The 20,271-nt window shown below is 38.8% G+C and carries 18 protein-coding genes; 3 read left to right on the top strand and 15 right to left on the bottom strand.

Annotation, left to right across the window (positions count from 1 at the left end; genetic code table 11):
* Positions 1 to 104: 104 nt before the first annotated feature.
* From ACSV5T_RS08955 to ACSV5T_RS08890, 14 genes are all read right to left on the bottom strand, one after another.
* A complete protein-coding gene (locus ACSV5T_RS08955) occupies positions 105 to 755 on the bottom strand; it encodes a potassium channel family protein (RefSeq protein ID WP_438320850.1) in 651 nt (216 codons plus the stop codon).
* Between the two features lie 33 nt (positions 756 to 788).
* Positions 789 to 2,150: a TrkH family potassium uptake protein gene (locus ACSV5T_RS08950; RefSeq protein WP_438320849.1), complete on the bottom strand. Its 1,362-nt coding sequence runs from the start codon at positions 2,148 to 2,150 to the stop codon at positions 789 to 791.
* A 6-nt stretch (positions 2,151 to 2,156) separates the two neighbouring features.
* Positions 2,157 to 3,179, bottom strand: a complete 1,023-nt coding sequence (locus tag ACSV5T_RS08945) for a carbohydrate kinase family protein (RefSeq protein ID WP_438320888.1) — start codon at positions 3,177 to 3,179, stop codon at positions 2,157 to 2,159.
* Positions 3,180 to 3,392: 213 nt separating this feature from the next.
* On the bottom strand, positions 3,393 to 5,033 hold the full coding sequence (gene hutW / locus ACSV5T_RS08940; protein ID WP_438320848.1) for a heme anaerobic degradation radical SAM methyltransferase ChuW/HutW: 1,641 nt from the start codon (positions 5,031 to 5,033) through the stop codon (positions 3,393 to 3,395).
* Between the two features lie 19 nt (positions 5,034 to 5,052).
* Positions 5,053 to 5,571 carry a flavodoxin family protein gene (locus ACSV5T_RS08935; protein ID WP_009351304.1) on the bottom strand — a complete coding sequence of 173 codons (519 nt, stop codon included), beginning with the start codon at positions 5,569 to 5,571 and terminating at the stop codon, positions 5,053 to 5,055.
* Between the two features lie 45 nt (positions 5,572 to 5,616).
* The gene (locus ACSV5T_RS08930; protein ID WP_438320847.1) at positions 5,617 to 6,411 is read right to left on the bottom strand and encodes an energy transducer TonB family protein; all 795 of its coding nucleotides are present in this window, start codon (positions 6,409 to 6,411) and stop codon (positions 5,617 to 5,619) included.
* A gap of 2 nt (positions 6,412 to 6,413) precedes the next feature.
* Positions 6,414 to 6,821 carry an ExbD/TolR family protein gene (locus ACSV5T_RS08925; protein ID WP_004698605.1) on the bottom strand — a complete coding sequence of 136 codons (408 nt, stop codon included), beginning with the start codon at positions 6,819 to 6,821 and terminating at the stop codon, positions 6,414 to 6,416.
* 2 nt (positions 6,822 to 6,823) lie between these two features.
* Positions 6,824 to 7,441 carry a MotA/TolQ/ExbB proton channel family protein gene (locus ACSV5T_RS08920; RefSeq protein WP_295212421.1) on the bottom strand — a complete coding sequence of 206 codons (618 nt, stop codon included), beginning with the start codon at positions 7,439 to 7,441 and terminating at the stop codon, positions 6,824 to 6,826.
* 35 nt (positions 7,442 to 7,476) lie between these two features.
* On the bottom strand, positions 7,477 to 12,561 hold the full coding sequence (locus tag ACSV5T_RS08915; protein WP_438320846.1) for a TonB-dependent receptor domain-containing protein: 5,085 nt from the start codon (positions 12,559 to 12,561) through the stop codon (positions 7,477 to 7,479).
* Between the two features lie 181 nt (positions 12,562 to 12,742).
* Positions 12,743 to 13,633: a helix-turn-helix domain-containing protein gene (locus ACSV5T_RS08910; RefSeq protein ID WP_005385728.1), complete on the bottom strand. Its 891-nt coding sequence runs from the start codon at positions 13,631 to 13,633 to the stop codon at positions 12,743 to 12,745.
* 198 nt (positions 13,634 to 13,831) lie between these two features.
* The gene (locus ACSV5T_RS08905) at positions 13,832 to 14,227 is read right to left on the bottom strand and encodes a YbaN family protein (protein WP_438320845.1); all 396 of its coding nucleotides are present in this window, start codon (positions 14,225 to 14,227) and stop codon (positions 13,832 to 13,834) included.
* Positions 14,227 to 15,594, bottom strand: coding sequence for a PTS ascorbate transporter subunit IIC (locus ACSV5T_RS08900; RefSeq protein WP_105089523.1), 1,368 nt, complete (start codon positions 15,592 to 15,594; stop codon positions 14,227 to 14,229). The genes ACSV5T_RS08905 and ACSV5T_RS08900 overlap by 1 nt, the downstream gene beginning before the upstream one ends.
* Positions 15,595 to 15,625: 31 nt before the next feature.
* Entirely contained in the window at positions 15,626 to 15,901 is a 276-nt protein-coding gene (locus tag ACSV5T_RS08895) for a PTS sugar transporter subunit IIB (RefSeq protein WP_005385725.1), read from the bottom strand.
* 12 nt (positions 15,902 to 15,913) lie between these two features.
* Positions 15,914 to 16,378 (bottom strand): PTS sugar transporter subunit IIA, encoded by a 465-nt coding sequence (locus tag ACSV5T_RS08890; RefSeq protein WP_438320844.1) that lies wholly within the window; start codon positions 16,376 to 16,378, stop codon positions 15,914 to 15,916.
* Between the two features lie 357 nt (positions 16,379 to 16,735).
* Here ACSV5T_RS08890 and ACSV5T_RS08885 point away from each other — a divergent pair, with 357 nt between their 5' ends.
* Genes ACSV5T_RS08885 through ACSV5T_RS08875 form a run of 3 tightly spaced genes read left to right on the top strand, consistent with a single transcriptional unit; the run spans position 16,736 to position 19,541 of the window.
* Positions 16,736 to 17,743 carry a FecCD family ABC transporter permease gene (locus tag ACSV5T_RS08885; protein WP_438320843.1) on the top strand — a complete coding sequence of 336 codons (1,008 nt, stop codon included), beginning with the start codon at positions 16,736 to 16,738 and terminating at the stop codon, positions 17,741 to 17,743.
* Positions 17,744 to 17,769: 26 nt separating this feature from the next.
* Complete coding sequence (locus ACSV5T_RS08880) at positions 17,770 to 18,516, top strand: ABC transporter ATP-binding protein (RefSeq protein WP_295868910.1); 747 nt, start codon at positions 17,770 to 17,772, stop codon at positions 18,514 to 18,516.
* Positions 18,517 to 18,536: 20 nt separating this feature from the next.
* On the top strand, positions 18,537 to 19,541 hold the full coding sequence (locus tag ACSV5T_RS08875) for an ABC transporter substrate-binding protein (RefSeq protein WP_438320842.1): 1,005 nt from the start codon (positions 18,537 to 18,539) through the stop codon (positions 19,539 to 19,541).
* Between the two features lie 291 nt (positions 19,542 to 19,832).
* Here the strand turns inward: ACSV5T_RS08875 and ACSV5T_RS08870 are convergent, their stop codons facing one another.
* The gene (locus ACSV5T_RS08870; RefSeq protein WP_438320841.1) at positions 19,833 to 20,006 is read right to left on the bottom strand and encodes a hypothetical protein; all 174 of its coding nucleotides are present in this window, start codon (positions 20,004 to 20,006) and stop codon (positions 19,833 to 19,835) included.
* Positions 20,007 to 20,271 lie beyond the last annotated feature (265 nt).

Genomic DNA, 20,271 nt, shown 5'->3' with positions numbered 1-20,271 from the left:
CATTTCTATTTAAAAAGGCCATACGAACACGTATGACCTATACTGAATTCTATTTTTATTGTATCACATTTTTTCGATATAATTATATTTCTTTCGTATACTTACTACACCGTTAACGCATCTAAATCAGAATTATTCCCAATTACTAATAATTTATCCGATGCTGAAAGAATGGTAGTCGGATTTGGCGGAACTTCTAATTCCTCACCTCGTCTAATTCCTACTGCATTAAGATTGTATTTCTCACGCAAATTAGAGTCCTTTAAGCAAGATCCAACCATAAATTGAGGCATAACCACCTCAATGAGACTAATATTTTTAGAAAGCTGCAAATAATCCATCACATGCTCTCTAGTTAATGATTGCGCCAACCGTTCTGCCACATCATATTCTGGATAAATCACCATATCGACGCCCATCTTCTTTAGCATCTTACCTTGAAGACCATTCTCCGCTTTAGAAACTACATAAGGCATATTCATTTCTTTCAACAACATAGATGTCATGAGATTGGCCTGTATATTGTCACCAATAGCTACGATGACTATATCAAATTGACTCAAAGCCAATGCTTTGATCGCCTCTTCATCAGTCGTATCAGCCACAATTGCATGTGTTACATAAGGGGAAACCTTTTGTACGATTTCTGGATTAATATCTACACCTAATACTTCATGGTTCATAGAGGCTAACATCTTTGCGATGGTTGTCCCAAATTGGCCTAGGCCAATAACAGCAATTGTTTTATATTTCATAGTATATCTCCTGATATATTAATTATTATGCAATTATAACAATACATTCTCTTCTGCATAACCAATTGGCTTAGTCGGTGCAGTTCTGAGCGCCCATGTACCGATAACAGTCATAACACCTACACGTCCTGTAAACATGACGAGCATCAAAACCCATTTACTACTTTCAGATAGATTAGGCGTAATCCCTGTGGTAAGTCCTACGGTGCCAAAGGCAGATGTAACCTCGAATAATAAACGAATAAAATCGTAAGGCTCATCCCAAGCCAAATAACATGTGGCTAGTAATACGAGAAGAATGGATAAAAAGATGATCCCATTTGCTTTCAGTACAGTTACTAACGAAATGCGCCGTTCAAAAATTTCTGTATCTGGTCGGTTGTTAAACAATGTACAGGATGAAAGAATCGCTACTGCTACGGTGCTAATTTTTACGCCCCCACCAGTAGAGTTTGGGCCGGCACCTATAAACATAAGAATGATAGTGACAAATAAGGTAATTGGATGTAATGCATTATAATCAACCGTCGCAATACCTGCTGTACGAGGTGTAATGGCTTGGAACAAAGAAGCCATGATTTTATTCCATATTGGTAACGGTCCAAAGGTTTTTGGATTAGACCATTCAACACCTAGGAAAATGATGGCACCTAAGAAAATTAAGAATATGGTACCAACAAGCATGATTTTGGTATGTAATTTTAAATCTACAAATCGTCGTACCTTTCGGTGTGACCATATATCAAAGGCTGCTAGGTACCCAAAACCACCGATAACAATAAGAACCATTGTATTAATATTAAATAATACATCCCCTACCATGGCATATGGTAGATCATTGTCAAAAAATACAAAGCCTGCATTGCAGAAGGTAGAGATGGCTTGCATAATTCCTGTATACAATGCAGCGTACCCAATATAGGGATATAGCTGAATCGTATAAATTATGCCGCCAATAATTTCAATGGCAAAGGTATACAAGGTTAATTTTTTCGTAATATGTAATAGCCCTGTCATTCCCTCTTGTCCCACATCTTCTGACAATAGCAACCGATTTTTTAGGCCTACCCGTTTACCTAAAAGCAAGGCAATGATAGTTGTAAAAGAGACAATCCCCAGTCCACCGAGCTGAATCAGTATGACCATAACAATTTTGCCAAATAGAGACCAATGATAATACGTATCTACTGTAGCAAGTCCAGTTACGGAAACACAGGATACCGCTGTAAAAGCTGCATCTACAAGTGTTGTTGTTTGCCCATGAGCACTTGAAATAGGCAATATAAGCAACATCGTGCCTATAAACATAACCCCTAAAAAGCTAAGCGCTAATAATCGATAGGGATTTTGTTGCATATATCGTTGTACATTAGAATGTGAAATATCATGCCACATACGACCTTACTCCAATCCCATTAGTTTATGAACTAGTTCTAGGCTCGGCAAAGGACTGCGCCCGCCAATACCTTGTGTATTTAAAGACGCTACGGCAGACGCAAAGGTAGCCGCTTTTTCCAAGTCACTATGGGCACAGCCTTTAAGTAACTCAATAATACATAAAGAGGTATCACCTTGAACCGCATTCGTCGAACTTACTTTAGCACTCTCACTATGTAAAATATTAGAAAGTTTAGCTAAAAAGGCACCATGGAAACTATCCCCCGCCCCTGTTGTATCAACGACAGAGTCTTGAGAAAACGGCTCACAACGATAGGCAGTGCCATCAGGCCACACAAAATAACTACCATTAGCACCGTCTGTAACCCCTGCTACGAGTGCTCCTCGTTCATGAATGATACGACAAGCCTCTTCTATATTAGTAGTACCTGTATATTTTTCAGCGTAATCACGGGCTACAATGACGATATGACTCGCCTCTGTAATCGGTTTCATCTCTTCGTCGTAGCGCTGTGCACCACCGTCAAGGGAAATAATGGTACCCACATCCTTTGCTACATCCATAGCAGTACGCATGAGTGTTCTATGACGTCCATTAATATGCAATATAAAGGAATTATCAATTAACTGTTTATGAGCATCTAGGAATTCTGGTTCCACAGCTGTAGAGCGTTCAAAAAATACGGCCCGCTCTCCGGTGCTATGTTTTACGAGAATGGTAGCAACGCCACTGTTAGCACCACGTTCAACCTGGATAGCATCTGTATTTACATTGTATTTTTCAAAATCATCTAAAATATGACGCCCCACCATATCATCACCAATACTATCGATCATGACTGTACGAGCACCATATTTACCGGCTACTGCTAACGCTGTTGCTACAGGGCCACCACCATCAGTAGTAGATGAAACCACTTGCTGTACCTCTCGGCCTGTTGGGTAATGATCCACTACGATAAATCGATCTAGCGTACTAGCCCCAATGCCTACAATATCTATATTTTTTTGAGGAAACATACTTATACTAACCTCCCAAAGGCATATCCATAAGATAGCCCATTTTCTTATTAGTGATTCATATAATTACAGAATACATTTCGTTCTATAAAAAGTAAACCCCAGACTAATGTCTAGGGTTTCTCTGTACTACAAAGAGTACTATATGTCACGTACTATGTCTTGTTTAGTATATGTTGTTATTGAAAAGGGTTGTTAGATTCAAGGTGTAATATAAATTTAAGACATCATACGTTCCATCATATATTCAATTTCATCAGCACTCAAATTGTACATAGCTTGTACCATTCGATTAGCTGACTCACCAGAAGCACCACTTTTGGCGATTTCTGCTTTTGCTTTTGCAATGAGAGCTTCCTTGCGTTGTGCTTCTGAATCCTCATCAGTTGGTACCGAAATATTAGCTTTACCTTGGCCAATGCCACGTACCTCTTGATTAGGATTATCTTTAGACGTTGTTTTAGTATCTTGAGCAGCCACAGCCTCCATAGCGAAGGAGTTTTTACCTGTCATGATATATTCAACGGCTTCTAATGTACTTTGTGTAAGATTTACAGTCCAGAATTCACCGGCTGCAGTCAACTTATAAAGCAAACCATTGTAAGCTACGAGACCACGTTTTTCCCATAATTTATAAAGCCAGTTTAATTCATCTAGTTTTGCATCTAATTCAGTTAAGCTCTTAATATTGAGGAAACCTTGTTCAAGCTGGCTTACCACCTGATTTACGATAGGTTGTAAATCGCTTTGCTTCATGAGCGCCATAAATGGTTTTTCACCGCGACTAAGCATATCTTCGTATGGTTTTAATGCACGATGTAACATCATGCCGTACCCATCGACATTACCACCGGCACCACTTCCGAATGGGAACATCGGAACACCAGCTTTAGCTAAGATATTATACAAGCTACGTTCACGGTTATTCGCACTCCAGTGAGCCGCGCTCAATCGACGATAGGAACGCTCGTCTAAGTATTTGCGACCAAACTCGAACATATCCCCTTGCATAGCTGTTGTAGCTGCTGCGGGCACCTTGCCTTTTGCAATATCTTTATTAAGATCACTACCATCAAATACATTTAATTGGTAAAGGTCCGCACCGTCTACACCAGAGCTTACTAGATCAGCCAAATCTTGTTCCCAAACCTCCATAGTTTGTCCTGGTAAGCCGTAAATCAAGTCGATAACAACGGAACATTGTCCATAGGCTTTTAAAGCTGCTAACCGCTCTAATACGGTTTCTTTTGTATCTAAACGTCCCACCATTTGGCGTACCTCTGTGTTGAAAGATTGTACACCAATGGACATACGGTTAACGCCATTTTCCATCCATACGTCAAGATTTTCAGGAATCAAATCGTGAATACGACCTTCCAAGGTCAATTCATAATCATTAGCTAGTGGCAAATACGCTTTGATAGCTTTCAACAATCTTTCAGAGTTTGCTGGAGACAATGATGTTGGCGTGCCACCGCCGATAAACAAGGCATGGATTAAACCATCTTTTAATCTAGGACGTTCACTAGCGAGCTTTAATTCACTAATAAGACCATCAATGTATTGATCCTCCACGTTTTGACTTGTACCATTTTGGAAGAACCCACAGTATGTGCATTTTGTCTTACAAAACGGAATGTGAATATAGGCGCATTGCATTTCACCTTTTTTAGGTGTGCCATTCATTAAGGTATTCCAAACGGCTTGTGTTTCCTTTGGGGACACAAGAATACCATTAAGCCCTGCATGAACAACCCGTTTATGAGGGAATGCACCACTCATCGGATTATCGCATTCTAAACCTAGTTGTAAATTCCGTTGCTTCTCCGGAATGGATTCAAAGAAACTTGCTAAACTCATACTCCAATCCCCTTTCAGTTTAGGCTTGCAACTTTGCAAGTACAGATTTTGTAAATTCTTTTGCATTTGCAAAGTCTTGTTCATCAGGATGTGTCTCAGCCGCCTTGTGCAACGCATCGCGTTCAGGGCTTTGACCATGAGCAGATCCAGGTGGGAACATTTTATACATCATTTCGATGACTTTAGGATCGATTTTACCTTGGCATACGAAGCCATCTACAAGGGATTCCTTGTTTTGTAATAACTCGGATGCTTTTTCGATACTTTCACGAGCATGATCGGAATCTGCATACATGCCTAAGGTAGCAAAGAATACAATATTAGGATTTGTTAAGGTTTCAATCAATTTGGCAGCCTCTTTATTCGCTGTACCGCGATCTACCCAGAAACCTACGAACACAGTGTCATAATCAGCTAAATTCTCAGGCGCCTCTTTTACAGGAACGCAAGGCGTACCTTCAGGCATGACGGAAGCCATTGCTTCCGCTACGCTTTTAGTATTTCCCGTGAGGGATGAATATAAAATAATGGATTTCATAATTATCTCCTTTAATTCATAGATAGGTCTATCACATAGATACTTCTATTCATCTTCATCATCAGATGATTCATGCCCTCTAAACTCAACTGGTACATTGATATCTATATCTTCACCAGTTAGATTTTGATATGGTGTTGCCGCTACCACTGCAGACATAGCCGCATCATTAAAGATTTCATTGGTAGACGATACAATACTTTGACCAATAAGGTTGCCATTTGTATCTAATGTAACTTGTACAGTTACATCACCTTGTAACTTTCTTTTTAAAGCCATTGAAGGCATTTGTGCATTATCTTGCACTCTTACACGGAATCCTTCCGTATCAAAGGCAGCTTTCACCGTACCATGACCATCACCTTTACCAGGGCCGTCACCGTTACCATTCCCCTGACCTTGACCATCGCCATTACCAGTGCCAACACCTGTACCGTTACCACCGCCAGAGCCGCCACCAGTACCAGGGCCGGAACCACCTGCGGAATTATCACCAGAGGCATTACCTTTATGTTCGCCGCCTTTCGGGGGTACATCTACTGCATCAGGAATATCTGTTACAGTAGATGGATCTATATTCGCTACAACAGCCTTTGTTCTTGCCGCCACTTCATCTGCTGACAACGGTTTTGGGAATAGGTCAGACCTGTTCCCGCCACCTCCACCAGCATGACCGCTGCCGCCATCATCGAGTACACTTTGTGTGAGGTCGATCTCATACGTTTCCATATCTTGAATTGCTGGAACTACTACGAAAAAGATTACGGCAACAAAGAGAGCAATGAGATGAACTATGGCGGATATAATGGCTGCTTTTTTCCATGATATGCCTAGTCCCATAGTTATCCTTTCTGTTCGGCTGCAATAGCCAAGCGTTTAACGCCAGATTGTTTTAACATATCCATAATCGCTACAACTTGACCATGAGCAGCGCGTTTGTCAGCTTGTAAAATAACGCTAGCATTTGGATTTTCTTGAATACGCTGTTTAACCATTGCTTCAGCATCATCAATGCTCATTGGCTTATTATCAATTGTAATATGTCCTTCTGCATCCAATGTAAGTACTACAGGTAATTGAGCTGGTGCAGAGGCACTAGTAGCTTGTGGTAATTGCACGGATAACGCCTTTTGAGCAACTGTTTGCAAGCTGTTCATCATGAAGAATACCAACAAGAAGAAAATAATATCAATCATTGGGATAATCATGAATTCAGGCTTTGTTTTCATACGAAAGCTTTGTAGGTTCATAATTAATTCCACCCTTCTCGCTTAGCACTAACGATGTTCACACACATACCTTCGATTTGATTAATAATGGAATCTAAACGATGGCTAAAGAATGTGTACACAATAAATGCCATGATGGCTACACACAAACCAGAAGCTGTAGCGATGAGGGCTTCACCAACGCCACCAGTAATAGCGGATGCACCAGCACCAGCATCGAGAATACTAAAGGAACCAATCATACCTGTAACAGTACCAAGTAAGCCTAATAGTGGGGAGATTGTAACAGTAGCGCTTAGGTAATCCATATATTTACGGAAACCAACCGCATCAACACCCATTTGATCAGCGAAGGCCGTTTTCATTGCTTCTTCGCTAGAAGCATTATGTAGACCAGCTTCTGCAATGCGACTTGCAATAGATGGATTTTCTTTGATTACTTTATCAATTTCGTCCCACTTTTGTAATTTTGCTAGTTCATTTACTGCATGTGTAACAACAAATGTCTTACCTGAATACTTATGATAAAAGAAAGCCCGTTCTACAGCAATAGCGATAACCATGAAAGACAAGAGTAATAATGGATACATTACATACCCGCCACTATGAAACAAGTGAATGACATAATTTAAATTTTCCATTTTAGTAACCTTTCTGCCTGTTTACAGACTGAACATTAGAACCTGTAGGTCCCTTGAATTCTTGTATAATCGCCTAACTTAAAGCTTTCACTACCATATAAAGTATCTCGTTTATTAGTGCCCTTCGCATCAAATGTATAGAATGCTTCAAGGAGTAAATCCTTGCGTGGTACATAGCCCGCACCAAATGTGAAGCTACGAATACCATCGAGATAACGATCTGGTACAGCACCAGTACCATTACCGCCAAAGAATGAACCATGTTCAAAATATTTATAGTCGATAAATGCATTCCAAGATTTTGGAACATCTAGATCAGCACGACCAATGTCTAAGCGGGCCATCCAGAAGTGAGGTGTACCACCCATTTGATGACCTTTAATAGCAAAGTCCGCAGTGCCCCGTTCATGTTGATATACAGTGTTACCATTTAAGTAACGCCCTAAGTTGGAACGGTTTTGGCCGTAATCAACAGTAACCGAAGCATTAGCACCTAATTGATATTTAGCGCCAATACCGAATACTTGAGCTACATTTGAGAAGTTATATTCATCATTGCCGTTACCATTTGCATTTAAATAGGTATGTCTTTTACCGCCAAAGGAACGTAAGTACCAGGCTTGTAACCCAAGACGAGAGCCTATTTGTTTCTTGTATTGAACAAAGGCCGCTTTATCAATAGCCGGTACAGTATCTTTTTCAAGAACTACACCTTCTGTACGAATCAAATTACCGATGATCTTGCCTATTGCTTCACGAGGTAATTTATTTTCAGACTCTGCATCATGTACAACTTTTTCAAGATTGTATAAATAGTTGTACATTGCTGGTGTCATGCCCCAACCATAATCAGAACTACCTTCACCCCAGTCGTTAGAGGCCATTGTAAAGTTCTTTTTATAAATCGCATCTTTAGCATCATAATCGCTAAATACATAGCTACCACTATCGTATTTATACGTTTTAGCACCTAAATAACCAGTGAACTCATAATCACTAGATGGTTGACCATAGTAATCATAGGATTGTTTGTAAGTGCCATCTGGCTGTTTAACCCAAACAACATCGAGCTCACTATTGTTATAATTACTCCAGTTATCTGTAGCATTATATTTTGCAATTTCTGCTACGGATTGATTGATCTCGTCACCATGTTTTTCAACATAGGCCTTAGGATTTACTAAAGCATCTTTATTATCGGTTGATACGATAAGACCTTTAGCCTTTTCTTTTAAGTATTCAGGGTATAAGGAGGAGTTCACATTATACATAATGTCCCCTGTCTTATAGAGTTTTTCTCCTGTATGCTTATTAGTGATTTCATACATTGCATAACCACCAGATGGAATATCGAGGGAGAATTTCTTCCCAGCCATATCTGTAGGATATGCTTTTGTAAGAATATCTTGTAAATGGCCCATGATTTGAGCTTGTTTTTGTTGAGTCTCTTTTAGCTTAGCATCAGCTTTAGCCATTTCTTGATCGCGGTTTGGATTGCTCCAGCTAAGATCTAATGACTCCTTATAAGCTTCATATTCATCTTGTAAGCCTTTAAGCTGTTGATAGAAGTAGATGCTATCTGTCTTACCTTTGTAAGTAGAATCATAGATACCATTAGGACTATCTGGTGCTGCTGCATCCTCTGTAGATTTTTTCTCACCATCAGAGCCAGTTTTTGTAGCACTGTTGATATCATATGGATATTCATCACGATTGATACCAATCAATTCAGCCGCTGTTGGTGGTCTATAAATAACTTCATGTACTGCATGAGTATAAGCCGAATCAGTAATACCTGTACTATGTTTGAAAGTACCAACACCAATACGAACTTGTGAGTCATGACCATTCCAAACGGCACGAACGCCATCATAAGATTGACCAAACCAGTAGCCACTAGCCCCCATAGGTTCTGTTAAGCGACCTACCGATACATCCCATTTTTTAACGCGTCTTGTGAAATCAACTGTGTCGATTCGTTGATGGTTAAAGCCTTTAGAATCGGATTGTGTCCAGCTTGTATCAACACCGCTCATACCAGTTGCACTACCGATAACTTTAAGATTGGTAAACTCATTAAGACGAGCATCGAAGCCTAGGCGCAAACGTTGTTCAAAGCTATGACGATTGGTATCGTACATATTAGCTTTTGCAGAACCAATAGCGGAATTTTCTCTAAATGGAGATTGTGGTCTATTAGAGCCATCATGTGCCATCCAACGTGCTCTGTAGTCGCCAACTAATGTAACACCACGTTCTTTAGTAGTGTCGAAATCAGAATGAATAAAATCAGTTAAGCGAACCACATCAGATACGTTTTGTACACCGGATTCACCATTTGTAACTTTCCCATTAGTATCCGTTACATTTGCACCTGTTACGCTACCTTTTGTACCATCCTTAGTCTTACCGATAGCTGTCGTTTTACTGCTGTCTCCACCACCAAATTTAAGGTTAACCCCTACACGATACACACGTTCTTGCGTAGCACGGTCATCATCGCGATGGTTAAAGATATTATTGATGCCAAAGTACATCATGGCATTTTTATTGAATCGTTTTTGAACCATTACGTTCCAAATGCCAAATGTTTTCTTTTCATAGGTTTGCTTCTTATATACGCCTGCATCACCAGATAAAATATCTGGCCAGTAGTTGCCACCATTATTAAGAGTATTACTATCAAGCATATTGATATAGTAATCGCCCCAAATGGAACCATTCCAACCGGATTTAGGGTTGTCATAGGTAATACCAATATCAACCTTATGCATTGGTTTATCCAACAATTGTCGAGGCATTGTTGGATCACTCTTATTGATCGCATGCAAGTATGTATACCCGAGCTTACCGGACCAATACTTACCGAATTTTTGTTGTACCTCTGCTTGAAGGCCCGTAATTTCAGCTTTACCAATATTTTTAAAGCTATAAATCATGTCTGGTGCACGTTGGTACTTAGCATCACCTTTGAGGTATGGAGCAAAGTCCATAAAGTCCCCTGTGAAGTATACAGACATATAGTTTTTGATGCGGTTATGGAATACGCCTACACGAGCATAAGTATTCTTATTTTCACCTTCTAAGCTCATGTCAAAGTTAACAGATTTCTCAGGTTTCAAATTAGGATTGCCAGCCCAGTACCAACCAAGTTTTGCAACCCCAATACCAACAGGGTTAGAAGCATACATTTCCCAGTTGTACCACAATTCGCCCATACCTGGTTCTGTATAGCCCGTCCCTACATTGGCTTTAAATCTACGGTGAGTATTACCTTTAACGTTATAGGTCATGCCTAAGGACGCAGATAAATTAGAACCAAATAAGCTGCTGTTATCAAAGCGAAGAATTGGGGATAATGTTAAGTTCTTATTTACCTGCCATGTATCAGAAACATAAGCATTTAACTTACGAATCGTACCGCTACCAGTTGTTAAGCGTTGATCACGGCTACGATATTCTTCTAGGAAGGCTTTACCATTTAGCTTAGGTGCCTTTTTGCGCATCTCAGGATCATTGGACTCGCCATATTTAAAATAGTCACCTACAATATTGGCACGTGTGGCAGATAATACAGGATTTTCTGCTTTCAAACGGTCTTCTAAAGCCTTATAACGAGCTTTGAACTCATCTGTTACAGGTTGATTATTAGGAGATGTACTAGACCAATCACTTAATCTACTTTCAGACAAACCATAGTTTATATAGTCATCATAAGTTATACCTGGTTTTTGAGCATCTGTTTCTGCACCATAATATTCATAATCCATATCCCATTGCGGCATACCACCACCGGAATTAATGAATTTATAATCGTGGATATGAGAGTAAACCTTGATGCTATTATCGCCTTTACGTCTTACAAGGCGGTCTAGTTTATCCACTAATAAGCTCTTATCGTAATCCCAAGGATCAATGTACATGGTACTTGTATTAGGAGAACTCTTTAAGCGGCTACCAGAACCTTCTTCACGAGCATAACTTACGCCGTAGCTAAGCAAATGATTTTTATTAAGCTGTGTATTCGCATTAGCTCGAATATCCAATTGACGATGATCGATGTTATCGATATAACGCAACTCATTGGAGCCTTCATAGGCGGAGCGACCTGTATAGCTAATGAGGGCTACATCATTTTCTTTAATGCGGGAGTAGTTAGTTTCAACAGTCCAATCGCTTTTGCCTGCCCGGGAGGACCATTGTAAATTAGCCGTATTGCGGTCTGCGGTACGTTTGAAATGTTGTTGAGGCTCTAAATCAGAGTCGGAGTGCTTAACATCGCGTACAAGGTCTTCTGTGTAGCGGTTAAGTCGCATTTCAAATTTATTCTTATCATTAGCTTCGTAGGTTGCTACAAGACCGATATCAGCCGCATCACCATAATAACGAAGCACATTTGGCTTAAAATTATGTTTTGCATAATCAAAAGCCATGCCAGAATCTCGACGTTTAACGGATGCTAAAACAGGCATTAGATCACGTTTACTGCCTGACAAACCAACCTTTAACTTACCCATTTGACCAGAGTCGGCACGAATAAAGAAGTTTTGGAATGGGAATGTATCACCATCACTCTTACGACGCATACCTTCTGCGTTTAATTGTAAGATCGGTTTCTTCTGTGCTTTTTTTGTGATGATGTTAACAACACCACCAATAGCATCTGAACCGTATTTTGCACTGGCTGCCCCTTGGATAACCTCAATACGTTCAACATTTTCTGTACCTAACCGTTGAACTTCATCTGCTGCACCGGAGTACTTATCAAAATCGCCTAGTACTGGTTGACCATCTACTAAAATAAGTGTGTGACGCGCTTCTGCACCACGAATAGATACACCTACACGGCCCATAGCATCTACAGTTCTAGAGACGCCAATTTGTGTAAAAATAATATCTTCGACGGACTTCGCCTGCTTTTTCTCAATATCTTTCTTGGTAATGATTTGCACTTGCTGTGAGTCTAATTTGGCTGCTTCTTCTGCCCATGTTCCTTTAACATGAACAACATCTGTAGTAACGGTTGCATTCTCAGCCCATACTACAAGAGGTGCGCTAAGCCACAAGGCAACTGCACTAGACAGAATTATGGTGCGCTTTGTATATCCCCACCGGTCCATTGTGCCCTCCTCAAATTTTAACTAATTATACGTTTTGTATCTTTCACTCTCAAATAAAAAGATACACTCTACCAACATATAATGACATTGAATATCATTTACATTTTAATGTTAGCAAAGTGTATCTTGCATATCTACTCCGAAAAGACCAAAAATATACGTTTCGGACAATATTAAATTGTTATATCTTACGATAAGCACTTGGAGTTACACCAGTAGCCTCTTTAAAGGCACTAGTAAACTTACTGCCATTCTCATAGCCTACGGCATTAGCAATTTCTAGAATCGATTGATCCGTTTCATGGAGTAACCTCTTAGCCGCATTAATACGACATTCTTTTAAATATTGATGTATCGTCGTACCATATACGCCCTTAAAACATCTTTTTAATGTAGACGTAGGTACATCAAATTGTTCAGATAATGTCTCAATTGTAATACGCTTCATAAACTGAGTAGATACATATTCGTTAACAGCTTTCACAATATCAACCTGCTGTTTCCGATAGGTTGCTCTCTTTTCATTATTGCTCGTAGAAATTACAGATAATAACAAAAAGATCTCAATAACCTTTAATTTAAAATAGTGCCCTTTGATTTGGTCAGGCACTTTATATAAGCTAGAAAAAATCTGTCTAACCGATTCAGTTTCTTCCATCATCATACCGTACTCGGAATGCTCACAAAATCGTTCAGCTAGGCTTGTTAAATTAATACGTGACTCAGTAACAAGCGAATCCAATACAGGTTGCGCTTTTTCTACATCTACGAGTAATACAATTCCCTTAAAAAGTTTTGTAGGGAAATAATTTTTATGTTGGTAGTCAGCATGAGTATGCCATCCTAATGACATATCTCCTGGCCCCATATATAAATATTCCCCAGATGTAAACTTACACTCGATGCGCCCCTCTTCACAATGATTTATGGCAAATGTCTTGGTATGTGATTTAGCATAAAATTGAACCGACTCTTCTTTCACATCCAGAAATAATAGATCGATACCGTCAAACACCGTATGTCTCGACATAGTAAGTCCTGCATGTGAAATTGCATGATTATGTGGATTCATACTATCACCATATACACAAATACTATATAAATTATCACTTACACAATTATCATAGTATACTTATTGATATTCATTGTCAAATTAATTTTTGTAATAATTCATTTTTTCTTTAAAAATATAAATTTACACAAAAAATAGCCTCGTAAACTAAACCAATGTAGTTTACGAGGCTATATTTAGAATTATGTTTGAAAGTTTTTATTTTTTTGTTTTTACAATAAAGACTAATGCTATAACATGACCAAGCCATACAAAGGCCATAACACCAAGTGCGATGGGCATATCTTGACTGAAATACGCACCAATTGCCATTATTGTACTCACAGATAAGAGAATAGACAACTTTGTCCGCAACGTTAACGATTTATCGCGTTCATAAGCACCAACAGTCTTTTGATATAAACTAGATTCTAAGAACATTTTATGAAAACGTTCAGATCCTCGAGCTAAACAAAACAAGGTAAGCATATAAAAAGGTACTGTTGGCAATAGTGGTAATACGATACCCGCTGTACCAAGAGCAAAGCTAATAGCACCCATAGTAAGGAATATATATCGTATTACAACATTACTATGTTGCTCAGTTGTTTTCATTACTCCTCTTCTACGTAGTTAATAACTTTACCTTTTGTTTTAATAAAGTTTGGAATAATAAGTACAAGAGCTGCAATCGCTACGATGCCATAGATACCTGCCATGCCAATCCATTCGAATGCATGACCTAGTACAAGGCCCATTACAGCAAAGTCAGCATCACCAAATGTTGTATTTTGGAAACCTAATTGACCAAGAACTGGCAATGCCAATGCTGGCAAGAAAGTAATAGCCAAACCATTAAGGAATGCGCCTACTGCAGCACCACGACGGCCGCCTGTAGCATTACCATAGATACCTGCTGTTGCACCGCAGAAGAAATGAGGTACAAGGCCAGGAATGATTAATACGCCACCTACAGCACCAAGGATGAGCATACCGATGATACCGCCGATAAAGGAGCTAATGAAGCCCAATACTACTGCTGTTGGAGCATATGTAAAGAATACGGCACAGTCTACTGCTGGGATAGCATTAGGGATAATTTTTGTGGCAATACCTTGGAATGCAGGAATTAAATCACCTAAGATCATACGTACACCGGAGTATACGATTGTTACACCTACAGCAAAGTTCATAGCGCTCATAACAGCATATAAGTAAGGACTCATATCACCAGATAAAGTAGCTACAAACTCAGAACCAGCCGCAAAGGCTGCAATTAAGTAGAATACAATCATAGTTAATGCTGTAGATAATGTAGAATCACGTAAGAAGCCCCATTTTTCTGGAATTTCAATGTCTTCTGTACTATCGTCTGCTTTACCAACATATTTAGCTACCCAAGCGGATAAATAATAACCTAGACTACCAAAGTGACCGATGGCAATTTCATCGCCTTCTGTAACCTTAGATGTATAGCTTTGACCAATTGCTGGAGAGATAGCAGACCAAGCGCCCATCAAGAAACCACCTACAAGGATGAGTTCCATACCGGACAAGCCAGCTGTACCGAGTACGGCAGACATAAGACAAGCCATAAATAAGCTGTGGTGACCTGTTAAGAACACATATTTGAACTTGGTGAAACGAGCAATACATAAGTTCATCAATAAGCCTACTACGAGAATAGACATCGTTTCAACGCCAAGTACCTTTTGTGCTACAGCCACGATAGCTTCGTTATTTGGTACTACACCAGTAATATGGAAGCCATGCTCAATCATCTTACCTAATGGATCAAGGTTGTTAACGATAACACCTGCACCAGCTGCGAGCATTAAGTAGCCAAGAATAGGTTTCAACGTACCAGTCATGACCTTATGAAACGGACGTTTCAAGGCAATCAAGCCAATACATGACATAATACCAATCAAAAGTGCTGGTTGAGACAGCACATCACGTAAGAACTCTAATACCATTTCCATGGCACTACCTCCTATATATAGTTGTTACAGCTTATTGAGCTGCTTGTTTTAATGCATCAAGAATATCTTCTGTGATTTTCTTTTTATTAATATAGCTGCGAACAATAGCCACATTCTTGTCTTCAAATTGTTCAGCCAATTCTTTTACAGTTACAATAAGGTCCGCTTTACGGCCTTGTGCGGCATTAAAATCAATAGATTCAACTTGTGCATCAATACCATTTTCAGCACAGATTTCTTCAATTTTCATTTTTAGCATCAAGCTAGAACCAATGCCATTACCGCATACAGTTAATACAGAAATCATACTTGCCTCCTACTAAACGTATTCTTGATCTTCTAAATGCTCTGCCAAGAATGCTTGTACATCTTCGATACTTTCAAAATCAGCAGCCGAATCTAAAAACTCATCATCCTCAAATAATGTAGCAATATCTGTCAACAACTGAATATGTTCATCCTTGTTCGGAGCACACAAAAACAACGCCACAGAAACAGGATCATTGTCAGGACTACCAAAATTCAATGGTTTTTCTAAGGTTACCAATGCAGTACCTACACGTTTTGCCCCATTTTCCGGACGAGCATGTGGCATAGCAAGACCTGGTGCCAATACAATATAGGGTCCCATTTCACGCACTACCTCTACCATAGCCTCCGTATAAGATGGATCAGTAAAACCCGCATCAACCATGAGTTGGCCACCGTGACGAATTACCTCTTCCCACGTTTCTGCAGGATAATGAAAGGATACATTATCCTCAGATAGTAAATCTTGTAACAAGCTAACACCTCCTGAATTTACTTACGTACATACTTTTATTATATCCATTCTGTGAGTTTTTTCATATAACAAAATAGGAATAAGGCTATAAAAAAGAATAAAACAAACAATTTTAGTGATGAATTTATTAACACATAGTAGGATATCCTATATTAAATATTTAATCATATTTTTGAATTTTTACTAACTCAAGCATTTTATATTAAGTATCAGCTCAATCCTATTTCCAATTATAATTTCTATAGAATCTAACCGCTCACATTAATACCCATACACGTATATATATTGTATATATATAGAAAATTCTCTATACTTAGATAAGGTTATATTACCTATAAAATAGAATAAGGAGATTTTATGCAAACTTCTATAAAAGCATTAATACTATGTATAATACTATGTATTTCATTGGTAACGGCATTGCAATTTGGATCTACATTTATTCCTTTGGATCAAATTATTCAAGCTCTTATGTCTATGGCGGATCCTAATGCCACTGCCACAATGACAGATACGATTATCACTGATATACGATTACCTCGGCTCATCTATTCAGTCTTAACAGGTATAGGTTTATCCCTCGTTGGTTTGCTAATGCAAACGGTTACGCGAAATGCACTCGCTGATCCCTATGTCTTAGGTGTTTCATCAGGTGCTAGTACAGGCGCTGTATTCGCTATTATTATGGGAGGTCTACCGCTATTGGGTGCCTATAACACACCTATTTTTGCAGCTCTAGGTGCGGCCCTCTCTATTATCTTGGTATTGCTCTGTGTTGGTAAAAGTAATAGTCCTGTAAAGCTCATCCTCATCGGTATGGGCATGACTGGTATATTCTCTGCTCTAACTATGATGATTATTTACGGGGCAAAACACGAAGCACAAGTTCGTAGTGCCATGTTCTGGTTATTAGGTAGCTTTGCCGGTATACAATGGGGTGATTTACCACTAACAGCCATCATTGTGACATTATTTATGTTATATATCTACCTATTTAACCAAGATTTAGATGTATTATTACTAGGCAATCACGAAGCAGCGCAAATGGGCTTATCTGTAAAACAGTTACAGTTGAGCATTGTCATTATATCCTCTATTGTTATTGCTACATTAGTATCCAAGGTCGGTGTAGTTGGATTTATTGGCCTTATTATTCCTCATTTAGCGAGAATCATAGGCGGTCCAAAGCACAAACACACCTTACTATTCAGTACACTCATCGGCAGTATCGTGATGATTTGGTCCGATGTATTATCTAGGGCCCTCTATAGTCCAGAAGAAATCCCGATCGGGGTTCTCACATCCCTACTAGGGGCTCCATTATTTATTTGGATTATTATGAATCGTTACAAGCACAATGGTTAGTGTATATCATATCTATAGGAGATACTATGTATCAAATTAATCAGTTGTCCTTCTCCTATGAGAAGAAAGAAGTGTTAAAGAATATTTCTGTAACATTTCCTAGTAATAAAATTACAGCCATCATCGGCCCGAATGGATGTGGTAAGTCCACATTACTGAGTCATCTGTACCGACTACTACCATCTAAAGATAAAATCATATTGAATCAAAGACCTTTAGAATCATATAAAGGCCGAGAATTTGCTCAATTAGTAGCCGTTCTAACACAATCAAGAGACTCTATGATCGATGATTTTCTCGTAAAAGATATCGTTCTTATGGGGCGCTATCCTTACAAACAACACTTCGGCACATATAGCTCAGAAGATGTAAAAATAGCAGAGCATTATATGCATGAAGTAGGTATTACGCATTTAGCAGATGAAGAAATTCATCATTTATCAGGTGGCGAAAAACAACGTGTATTCATCGCCAAAGCATTGACCCAAGAGCCTCAAATTCTACTCTTAGATGAGCCTACGAACCATCTAGATATGAAATATAAAATAGCACTGATGAAACAATTGCGAGCGTTTAAAGGCACAACTATCGTAGTCTTACACGACTTGAACTTGGCCGCTCAATATTGTGATCATGTGGTTATTATGAACAAAGGAACCATCCTAAAGGAAGGCTCCCCTACCGAGGTGTTAACACCTGAAATTCTTGAACCCATATTTGAAGTTCCTTTCAAAACATCTTGGGATGAAGGGCGCTATCATTTATATTATTAATTCAAAAGAAAGGGCTTACTATGTTCCAAAAATTAAGAAAATCAAAAAAATTGTTATTAGTCGCTATGGCATGCGCAACCTTTGCTATTGCTGGTTGTGGTTCTGATACAACTAAGAACACTGCTGATAATGGCAATGCGGTAACATGGAGTGAAACATTTGACGGTACTAAAACTGACTTTGCTGTAAAATCCGCTCCTACCCATGCAGTATCCATGTCCCAAGCAACTACAGAAATGATGCTCCAACTAGGTCTTGAAGATAAGATGGCTGGTACAGCTTTCAAAGAAGAAGAAATCTATCCACCTCTACAAGCGGCGTATGACAAGGTAAAAGTATTATCCGACAAATGGCCGTCCTACGAAGTATTCATGTCCGTAAAGCCAGACTTTGCAACAGGCTGGCCTGACTCCTTCAGCAAACGCGCTATTCCTGCAGATAAAATGATTGCTCAAAAGGTTAACATATGGCTTCCTGAATCCATGTTATCTACAAAAGCAGATTTAGAGACTAACTTTAATGACATGATTAAATTAGGCGAAATCTTCGGCGTTAAACCTAAAGCTGAAGAATGGGTTGCAAGTCAACGTAAAACGTTAGCAGCTATCCAAGCTAAATTAAAAGACTTACCTCGTAAACGGGTATTCATTTATGACTCTGAAGATGGCCAACCATTCACAGCCTTCGAAGGTTACACTACAAACATCTTGAAACTTATCGGTGCTGATAACGTAATGAGCGGTTTAGGCGTTGATAAAACATGGGCTAAAGGTTCTTGGGAAACTGTAATTGCTCAAAATCCTGATTACATTATTATTGCTGACTATGGTAACTCCATTCGCAACGATGATGATTTCCAACAAAAAATTGAAAAAATCAAATCTAACCCTCAACTTCAAGATATCACTGCTGTAAAAGAAGGTCATTTCATTCGTGTAAAACTATCTGAGATCACACCTGGCGTTCGTACAGTAGATGCTTTAAAACGTTTAGCTGAAGAAATTCACGGCGTAAAAATCGACTAACGATTTACTCAGCTATGAAAGTATTCTATTAACTAGTCCTATAAGTTAATAAAATTATATATAGTATTAGATAGTATTTGTCCTAGGTAGTTAAATATACTGTGACATATACTATATGTAACGGAAAAGGTCCCAATTCATTGAATTGGGACCTTCTTCGTACTGCTTTGTATTGCACACAGCATATGGTTAGAGAGTAGAGATGTGTTGTAGTTGAAAGATTTAAATAATGGGTTATTGTAATATAGATTAAAAGTTTATTATGTTGTATATGCTGTGACAATGCCTTATTTATCCATTTCTAGTACATTGTTGCCTATAGCGTTTATCATTATTGGCCTTAATGGCCATAATTAATGGTTTGAGTGAAAGAAACTCTTCATCACTAAGTCGAATAGTTCTACCAATACGTTTAATCGGATTACGTGGGCGCCCGGCACCGCGTCTAGTTCCACCCCATGCCATATACATACCTCACTTTTCACTTGAAAAACTCCTTCTACCGATAGTATAACCTCCGTTACATAAGTATGCAATAGTTATTCATTTTAAACAGTCCTAAAACAACTATTAAACAAGTAATAAACTGTATTTATTAATAAAACGCATAATAAAGAAAAGCACATATTTATAAGCATTTCTCTATATTCAACTTGAATTATAACATTAACGTTGCCAAATATAGATAAATCGCTTTTATAGAATATAGTATTTAAAACCTAGTGTATAT

Origin of the sequence: Veillonella sp. ZSJB6 (assembly GCF_051549505.1) — a bacterium.
Classification (GTDB): Bacteria; Bacillota; Negativicutes; order Veillonellales; family Veillonellaceae; genus Veillonella.
This window is presented reverse-complemented; position numbering and strand designations above follow the sequence as displayed.

Bases quoted from the DNA above. Each gene is read 5' to 3' on its own strand.
- ACSV5T_RS08955 (WP_438320850.1), bottom strand. From the start codon at position 755: ATGAAATATAAAACAATTGCTGTTATTGGCCTAGGCCAATTTGGGACA.
- ACSV5T_RS08950 (WP_438320849.1), bottom strand. From the start codon at position 2,150: ATGTGGCATGATATTTCACATTCTAATGTACAACGATATATGCAACAA.
- hutW (WP_438320848.1), bottom strand. From the start codon at position 5,033: ATGAGTTTAGCAAGTTTCTTTGAATCCATTCCGGAGAAGCAACGGAAT.
- ACSV5T_RS08935 (WP_009351304.1), bottom strand. From the start codon at position 5,571: ATGAAATCCATTATTTTATATTCATCCCTCACGGGAAATACTAAAAGC.
- ACSV5T_RS08930 (WP_438320847.1), bottom strand. From the start codon at position 6,411: ATGGGACTAGGCATATCATGGAAAAAAGCAGCCATTATATCCGCCATA.
- ACSV5T_RS08925 (WP_004698605.1), bottom strand. From the start codon at position 6,821: ATGAACCTACAAAGCTTTCGTATGAAAACAAAGCCTGAATTCATGATT.
- ACSV5T_RS08920 (WP_295212421.1), bottom strand. From the start codon at position 7,441: ATGGAAAATTTAAATTATGTCATTCACTTGTTTCATAGTGGCGGGTAT.
- ACSV5T_RS08915 (WP_438320846.1), bottom strand. From the start codon at position 12,561: ATGGACCGGTGGGGATATACAAAGCGCACCATAATTCTGTCTAGTGCA.
- ACSV5T_RS08910 (WP_005385728.1), bottom strand. From the start codon at position 13,633: ATGAATCCACATAATCATGCAATTTCACATGCAGGACTTACTATGTCG.
- ACSV5T_RS08905 (WP_438320845.1), bottom strand. From the start codon at position 14,227: ATGAAAACAACTGAGCAACATAGTAATGTTGTAATACGATATATATTC.
- ACSV5T_RS08900 (WP_105089523.1), bottom strand. From the start codon at position 15,594: ATGGAAATGGTATTAGAGTTCTTACGTGATGTGCTGTCTCAACCAGCA.
- ACSV5T_RS08895 (WP_005385725.1), bottom strand. From the start codon at position 15,901: ATGATTTCTGTATTAACTGTATGCGGTAATGGCATTGGTTCTAGCTTG.
- ACSV5T_RS08885 (WP_438320843.1), top strand. From the start codon at position 16,736: ATGCAAACTTCTATAAAAGCATTAATACTATGTATAATACTATGTATT.
- ACSV5T_RS08880 (WP_295868910.1), top strand. From the start codon at position 17,770: ATGTATCAAATTAATCAGTTGTCCTTCTCCTATGAGAAGAAAGAAGTG.
- ACSV5T_RS08875 (WP_438320842.1), top strand. From the start codon at position 18,537: ATGTTCCAAAAATTAAGAAAATCAAAAAAATTGTTATTAGTCGCTATG.
- ACSV5T_RS08870 (WP_438320841.1), bottom strand. From the start codon at position 20,006: ATGGCATGGGGTGGAACTAGACGCGGTGCCGGGCGCCCACGTAATCCG.